Raw genomic sequence first — 7,626 nt, 5'->3', positions numbered from 1 at the left:
GCGGTGCTTCGGCGCCGCCTTTTCTTTTTGTCTAGGGCTCAGTGTGTTAATCACGGAAAGGGCACGGCTGCAATAGGCTGTTTTAAATAATTCTTTGTCTAATCTTACAACGTTTGTAATTTCGCTATAGCGAACTCATATAAACTTAGTCTGGAAAAGCCGCGTTGGTTTCGCGGTTGCGATTTGCCCAAGCGTCACACCGAGGATCGCCCGATCACCGGCCAAAACCCCCTCATCGGCGCAAGCCGCGCAGGCACTTCCCGACAAGGTGAGCAACCAGACCACCTGATACGACAAGCGTTGCGGGCTGCTTCCGCTCCCAACATGCTTAGGGCGGCTCAGCCGAGATAGGTGTCGATCATACTGTGCTCGCCGCGGCGTGCGTGCTCGGCGCTCATCTCCTCCACAATCTCGCCGTGCCTCAGGACATAGAGCCGGTCGCAGACCTGCGCCGCGACATCCACCCGTTGTTCGACGAGCAGGAGCGAGGCGCCACGCTCCCGCAGTGCCATCAACGCCCGAGCGACGATCTCGACCGCCACGGGTGAGAGAGCAATCGACGGCTCGTCCAGCAGCAGGATCTCGGGATCACTCATCAGCATGCGGCCGATCGCGACCATCTGCTGCTCGCCACCGCTGAGAAAGGCGGAGCGGCGCCGGCGATAGGCCTTCAGCACGGGAAAGAGCGCGTAGACCGAGGCGAGCAGGGCCTGGACCCTGGGCCGGTCCCGACGAAGGTGCAGGGCGCCGAGGATGAGATTGTCCTCGACCGAGAGATCGGTGAACAGACGCCTGCCTTCCGGCGCGATGGCGGCATGGCCGCTCGCGATGCGATGCGTCGGCAAATCCGAGATATCGGTCCCCCCCACAACGATGCTGCCGCGGCGGTTCCGGACCAATCCCATCACGGCGCGCAGCACGGTCGTCTTGCCGGCACCGTTAGGCCCGAGCAGGGCGACAGCCTCGCCGCGGCCGACATGCAGGTTCACCTCATGCACCACATCGAAGCGCCCGTAGCCGCAGGAAAGGGACTCGATCTGGAGAACCGGGCCGGTGCCGCTCATTGTTCCCCCAGATAGACCTGCCGCACCACGGGATGGGCGCGGACCTCATCGGCGGTCGCGGTCACGATGACCTCCCCGGCGTTCAGCACCGTCACCTGGTCGCAGAGCGGCAGCAGAAAGCGGGTCTGATGTTCAATGATGATCATCGTTACCCCCTCAGCCTTCAGGGCGCTCAGGATCTCGGCCAGATGATCGACCTCCCGGCGGGAGAGGCCGGTCGCCGGCTCGTCCAGGATGATGATGTCGGGGGCTGCCACGCAGACGGCGGCAAGCTGCGTCAGTTGTTCGATGCCATGGGGTACATCCGCGATGTGCCTGTCGACCCAGGCCCCGGCGTCGACTGCGCGCAGTGCCTCGGCCGAGCGGTGGTTCAGGGATGCGATGTCGGCCCTGGCCGAGGGGAGGAAGGGCCAGACCGGCGCGCGGCGGAACAGGTGCGGTATTTGGGTGTGGAGACCGACGGAGACGTTCTGGCCGGCCGAGAGTTCCCGCACCAGTTGGGCCGCCTGGAAGGTCCGCCTCATACCAAGACGGGCGCGCCCGCTCGGCGAGACGCCATGGATGCTGCGCCCATTCATCAGGATCTCACCGGAGGAGGGATGCAACCGGCCGGCGATGACATTGGCCAGAGTGCTCTTGCCCGAGCCGTTGGGGCCGATCAGCCCGTGGATATGGCCGCGGCGGACGCTGAGGTCGACCTTCCGCAGCACCCGCGGCCCAACCGCATAGCCGAAATCGACAGCGCGGCATTCGATGGCAATCTCGGCGCCGTCGCGCGCTACCCTGGGGGGCGCAGCGGTCCCGGGCGCTGCCTCGCTCTCCACATGCGCGGCCGACCGTGCGCCTTGCAGGCGGCGCAGGATCAGCCCCACCACCCCCGCAGGGAAGAAGGTGATGGCGCAGATCGAGAGCGCGCCATAGATGATTTCCTGCAGCCAGGGGTTGATGTTGACGATCGCCGGGAACATCGAGACGAAGGCTGCACCAAGCAACGGCCCGAGCGTGGTGTTGATGCCGCCGACGAGCAGCATGACCAGGATATTGAGCGAGACCGACCAGTCGAACTGGCCGGGCGAGACCACACCCATGAAGGAGAAGAGCCAGCCGGCAAGCCCCGCCATGGCAGCCGAGATGCCGAAAACCCCGATCTTGAGTGCGGCCGTGCGCACGCCCGCCGCCTCCGCAAAGGGTTCTGCATCACGGATGGCGAGCAGCACCGGATAAAGCGGCGAACGCCGCAGACTCCAGATCAACGCGACGATCAGCAGCAGGGCGAGGAGAATACACCAGGCGACCGGCGCGCCGAGGAAAGAGAGCATCTCCGGCAGGTCGGGGAAGCTCGGCCCCAGCAGGCCCTGGGTTCCGCCCGTGATTTGCAGATCGGTCGCGAGCACCGTGAGGACCAGGGTAAAGATGAAGGTGGTGATCGCGAAATAGAGGCCGCTGACGCGCAAGGACATGGCGCCGATCAGAATGCCCGCCGCCCCGCTCACCACCAGCACCACCGGCAGCAGCAGGAAGGGGCTGGCGCCGAGATCGTTCACCGCGATCGCGGTGAGATAGGCGCCGATGCCGAAAAAGCCGCCCTGGCCGAGGGAATAGAGGCCGAGCATGCCGGCCACGAGATCGAGGCTGATCGCGAGGATGCCGAAGATGGCGGCGACCAGCACAAGGCTCTGCACGTCGAGACCGGACCGTGCCACCGTCCAGCTGCCCAGGAGATAGGCGAGCAGCAGCAGGCAGAGACCCAGACCGGGCGCGCGCAGGCGCGACAGCGTCAGGCCGGGCGCGGCTGACATGGCGTGAAGTTTCTCGCTCATGCGGCGTCTCGCACCGCGGGCATCAGGCGGCGGCGCAGCGCGTCCCAGCCGCCGCCACCGCTAAAGAGGCCGCGCGGGCTCACAATCAGGATGATGACAAGGACGACGAAGGGGAACCAGTCGGAAGCCTGGGAATCGATCAGCGTATTGGCACCCTCGGCCAGAACGCCAAGCAGGATGCCGCCGAACATGGCGGCCACCGGCTTTTCCGTGCCGCCGCCGATCATCATCGCGATGAAGCCGAAAATGCCATAGGTGTGGCCGAGATAGGGGTTGGCGAAGGTATTGGGGCCGATCAGGATACCGGCGATGCCTGCGAAGAGGCCCGAAATCGCGAAGGCCACAACCGCGACGAGTGAGGTATTGGCGCCGACCGCCGATGCCATTTCCGGGTCCGCCGCGATCGCCACGCCGAGCTTGCCAAAGAGCGTGTAGCGGCGGACAGCTTCGAAGAGCCCCGCGAGAATCACGGCCACGAGGATTGAGAGCAGCTGTTGCCCTGTCAATACCGCCTGGCCAAGATGCAGGCTGATGCCGTTGAGCATCTGCGGAAAGGGCCGCGAGGTCGGCCCCCAGAGGAGGGCGGCCGCGTTCTCGACGATGACGGCGAAGCCGAGCGTGCTGACGAGCCAGCCAAAGCCGAGGCGATTGACGGCGAGGATGGGCTTCACCGCGACATAATAGGAAAGCACGGCGATGAGTACCGCGCCGAGCAGGCCGAGGAAGACCGCGACCAGCGGCGGCAATCCGGCGGACGCCGCGGTCGCTGTCAGCATCATCGCGATCATCATGATCTGCCCTTGGGCAAAGTTGATGACGCGGGTGACGTAGAACGAGATCGCGAGCGCCATGCCGATGAGGCCGTAGACGGCACCGATGGCCACTCCGCTCAAGAGGAACTGCAGCAAGCCCATTTCCCTTTCATCGCCGTCTTCTTTCTTGTTCTTGTCCGGAAGATCAGGTCGGGTCGCCTGCCCGTGTTCCCCAGGCTAGCGCGGATCGTTTCGCGGGCCAGATGTCATCCAAGCTATAACAGCTATGACGCCTCCACCGAAGCTATACAGGTGTTCATCGAACCGCTTTGATGTCTGGACCTCGTCGGCGCGCACGCGACCGGCGGAGAGAAACGAAAAGAACAATCCGACAAAAGTCGCAGTAGAATTCTTTTGAAAACATCATCCGACAAGCGGGGGAAACTTTCGATGAAAGCAATGGTCCTGGGCGGCATTCTTGTCGCCTTCAGTGCCTTGTCGACGACCACGGCGTGCTATGCGGCCTCCGACAAGGAGCCGATCCTGATCGGTCTCATCGCCGGCACGACGGGCGCCTATGGCTCGACCGGGATCGCGACCGTGCATGGCGCGGAAATGGCCGTGGCCAAAATCAACGCGGCGGGCGGCGTTCTCGGCCGTCCGCTGAAGCTCGAATGGCACAATGACGATGCCTCCGCCACGCTATCCGGCCAGCTCTATGCGAAGCTGGTGAGCAAGGGAGCCGTCGCCATCGCCGGCTCCCCGGATACCGGTCCGGTGACGGCGCAACTCGCCAAGCGCTACAAAATGCCGACCATCGGCGTGGTCGATGACGGCGGGCTGACGGTCAATCCGGACGGGCCAAGCAGCCCGCCCAATCCTTGGGTCTTCGATTTCGGTCTCAATACCTTCGCCTGGGGCGCCAAGATCGCCGGCCATGCCATCGCTCATTGCCCAGATGGGCTGGCAGTGCTGCACGACCCCACGACCTACGGCGAAGGTGGCAATTACGGCATCAAGCTTGTCTATGACAAGGCGCAGAAGCCGATCAAGATCGACGAGGCGATCACCGAGAACTGGTCGACCGGCGCGACCACCGGCCTGATGCCGCAGATCCATTCCATCCAGGCGGCGGGTATCAAATGCGTCGTCGTCTGGCTGACGCCGCAGGACCAGGCGGCCTTCGCGCAGGATGTGCATTCGCTGGGCTTCAAAGCGCAGATCTACGGCAATGACGAGACCAATGCCGACGATACCTATGCCAAGCTCGCCGGCCAGAATGCTGATGGCACGATCAGCGCGGTGCTGACCTCGGACCTGCACCCGAGCGCTGAGATGCAGGCCTTCCGCTCGGCCTACAACAGCAAATACAACGTAGAAGCGACGCCTTTCGCGGAGACGAGCTATGACAGCATCATGATGCTGGCGCAGGTCATCACTCGCGCCAATTCGACCAAGCCCGCTGCCCTGCAGAAAGAGTTCAATCAGACACAAGGTTTTAAGGGCATCACCGGGGATCTGGGTTTCACACCGCAAAACCACATCACCATCACGCCGGAGCAACTGACGCTCGTTCGCTACGACGCGGCTTCCAAGAGCTGGGTTGAAGTGACTGACTGACGGGAGTAGCGAGGAGCGCGCGCCGCGCTCCTCGGCCTTTCATGCCCGCAGGGCGACTGCCCAGGGTTCCGGGACCAGGCGATAGCCGCCTTCGTGCGTCACGAGATGCGCGAAGGCCGGAACATGCAAATGCATGCCGGCGACCAGCAGACCTTCCTGCGCCACCATGCCGAAGATGCGGTTGCGGCTTTCCGCTGCCAGACGCTCATTGATGTCGTATTCGTTGGTAACTGCCGGAAAGGGCACCTGGATCTCCGGCACATGCACGGTATCCCCCCAGATGATCAGGCTTTCGCCCGCCGAATCCAGCCGGTAGCCGCTATGGCCGGGCGTGTGGCCCGGCAGCGGCAGCAAGGTAATGCCAGGCAGCACTTCGCCCCCGCCGCTCGGCCGAATCTGGCCCCGATAGGCCTTCAGGAAGAGATCGGCGGAATCGAGATAGGGCATGGCGGCGGCGGAACGCCCGTCCCGGAGCCCGGGATCGCCCCAGAAGGCGATGTCATCCTCATGCAGAATGATCTCGGCCGCTCCGAACAGCGGCGCCCCGCTATCGCTCAGCAATCCGTTGGAGTGGTCGGGATGGATATGAGTGAGCAGCACCGTATCGAAATCCTCCATGCCGAGACCAAGGGCACGAAGATTCTCCGGCAGCAGGCCCATCGAATAGATGGTGATGCTGCCGCCTCCGGCATCAACCAGGATGCGCTTGCCGCCCATCTCGATCATGAATGTATTGACGGTCAACCGAGGTGCTGGCGCCTGAAAACCCTCCGTCATGCAGGCCGCCATGCGCGCCTCGGGAATGCCGCGCAAGATGCCGAGCGGAATGTCGAGAAAGCCGTCATTGATGGTGGTGACGATTGCATCGCCCACCCGCCGCCGGTAGAGGCCGGGTATCTGCCTGATCTCGCTTTGCGCCATCTTCTTGTTCTTTCCTTGCGAGGAGAAAATCAGAAATCGACGTCGCGTGTCTCGGGACCGAGCAGCGCGCCGACCGTGCCGAGCAGCCCGCCGATGACAAGCAGCGCCACGGCCGTCAGCTTGAAGGGCATGATGGCGCCGAGCCAGTTCATGTAGAACGCATAGAAGGAGGGAATGACGACCGAGAGGCTGAAGCCGAGGCCGAAGCCGGTGGCGCGCACGTCCGTCACGAAACGCTCGTTGATATAGGTGATGATGACACCCCAGGGCGCGGTGACGAGCACCGACATGACGCAGACCAGAAGGATGATAGCACCGAGGCCGAGAGGCGTGCCGCTGACCAGGGCATACATCATCCCGCCGCCCACGACCGCGATGAGCGGACCGAGGATCACGAAGAACAGACGCCGCCCAATCCGTTGCGCGATCACGCCGGCCGCGATGTAGCTGGCGAAGAGCACGGCGTAGCAGATGAGCAGCGTCAGCGTCAGTTCGTATTTCGGCAAATGCAGCCAGTGCAGCAGCAGCGTGGTCGGGATAAAGATGGTGATCATGTTCTGGGTCAGCCAGAAGCCGGTCATCATCACCAGCACCTGGAGCAGGTTGCGGGCACTCGCCCCCGTGAGCAGATCGGAGAGCGGCAGCTTGCGCTGTCCGCCCTCCGTCTCCACTGCCCAGATCTCGGATTCCGGAACCTTGTAGACGTAATAGAGTGCTAACACCCCGGCGAGCAGCGCGCCGATGACGAAGGGAATGCGCCAGCCGAATTGCACATAGGGCGAGGCGGGACCCGCGAGCGGAAACAGCGCGAACATCGCCATGGCGACGAGGTTGATCACCACATAGGCGAGTGGAAAGGCCGCGAGGATGAGGCCGCCGACAAAGCCTCGCTGGCCCTTCTCGGCATATTCGATGGCGAGCGGATGCGCCCCGGTATAGCCGCCGCCGAGGCAGACGCCATCCAGGAAGCGAAGCAGAACGAGCAGCCAGTAGGAGGCGATGCCGATGCTCCCATAGCCCGGCAGCAGGGCGATGAGCAGCGTGATGAAGCCGAAGCCTGCGACGGAATAGATCGAGGCTTTGCGGCGGCCAATATTGTCCGCCACCATGCCAAAGAAGAAGGCGCCAAAGGGTCGCCCGAGCAGAGTGGTGATGAAGACGAGGGAACTCAGGATCGCGGCGGTGCCCGGGCTCACATGGCTCGGCCGGAAATAGAAGAGCACCGGGGAGAGCACGACCGTCGGCAGATAGATGTCGAACATGTCGATGAATTCGGAGAAAAAGGCGCCGCGGATGGCGGTGCGGCGCTTTTCGTCCCGGGTCATCGCCGGCTTGAGGCTGCGGGTGGCGGCCGTGACGGTGGCAGGATCAGGCGGCAGGAACTGTGTCGGCATGAGCATATGGAGCGGTCGTTGCCGCCCGTCCTCCCTCTTGTTCTTGGCCGCAACT

General features: G+C 63.6%; 6 protein-coding genes. 1 reads left to right on the top strand and 5 read right to left on the bottom strand.

Annotated features, from left to right (window positions below):
- Positions 1 to 338: 338 nt before the first annotated feature.
- Genes VL752_RS17880 through VL752_RS17870 form a run of 3 tightly spaced genes read right to left on the bottom strand, consistent with a single transcriptional unit; the run spans position 339 to position 3,792 of the window.
- Positions 339 to 1,064 carry an ABC transporter ATP-binding protein gene (locus tag VL752_RS17880; RefSeq protein ID WP_325357223.1) on the bottom strand — a complete coding sequence of 242 codons (726 nt, stop codon included), beginning with the start codon at positions 1,062 to 1,064 and terminating at the stop codon, positions 339 to 341.
- Entirely contained in the window at positions 1,061 to 2,884 is a 1,824-nt protein-coding gene (locus VL752_RS17875) for a branched-chain amino acid ABC transporter ATP-binding protein/permease (RefSeq protein ID WP_325357222.1), read from the bottom strand. The genes VL752_RS17880 and VL752_RS17875 overlap by 4 nt, the downstream gene beginning before the upstream one ends.
- Positions 2,881 to 3,792: a branched-chain amino acid ABC transporter permease gene (locus tag VL752_RS17870; RefSeq protein WP_325357221.1), complete on the bottom strand. Its 912-nt coding sequence runs from the start codon at positions 3,790 to 3,792 to the stop codon at positions 2,881 to 2,883. The genes VL752_RS17875 and VL752_RS17870 overlap by 4 nt, the downstream gene beginning before the upstream one ends.
- Before the next feature lie 294 nt (positions 3,793 to 4,086).
- Between VL752_RS17870 and VL752_RS17865 the strand changes: the two genes are divergently transcribed.
- Entirely contained in the window at positions 4,087 to 5,256 is a 1,170-nt protein-coding gene (locus VL752_RS17865) for an ABC transporter substrate-binding protein (protein ID WP_325357220.1), read from the top strand.
- A 39-nt stretch (positions 5,257 to 5,295) separates the two neighbouring features.
- Here the strand turns inward: VL752_RS17865 and VL752_RS17860 are convergent, their stop codons facing one another.
- Together VL752_RS17860 and VL752_RS17855 are read right to left on the bottom strand one after the other, a co-directional pair.
- Entirely contained in the window at positions 5,296 to 6,177 is an 882-nt protein-coding gene (locus VL752_RS17860) for an MBL fold metallo-hydrolase (protein ID WP_325357219.1), read from the bottom strand.
- Positions 6,178 to 6,206: 29 nt separating this feature from the next.
- A partial coding sequence (locus VL752_RS17855) for an MFS transporter (protein WP_325357218.1) occupies positions 6,207 to 7,626 on the bottom strand: 1,420 nt, incomplete at its 5' end.

It is taken from the genome of Acidisoma sp., assembly GCF_035492295.1.
Lineage (GTDB): Bacteria > Pseudomonadota > Alphaproteobacteria > Acetobacterales > Acetobacteraceae > Acidisoma.
The sequence above is the reverse complement of the archived record's forward strand: the minus strand, read 5'-3'. Positions and strand labels throughout refer to the sequence as shown.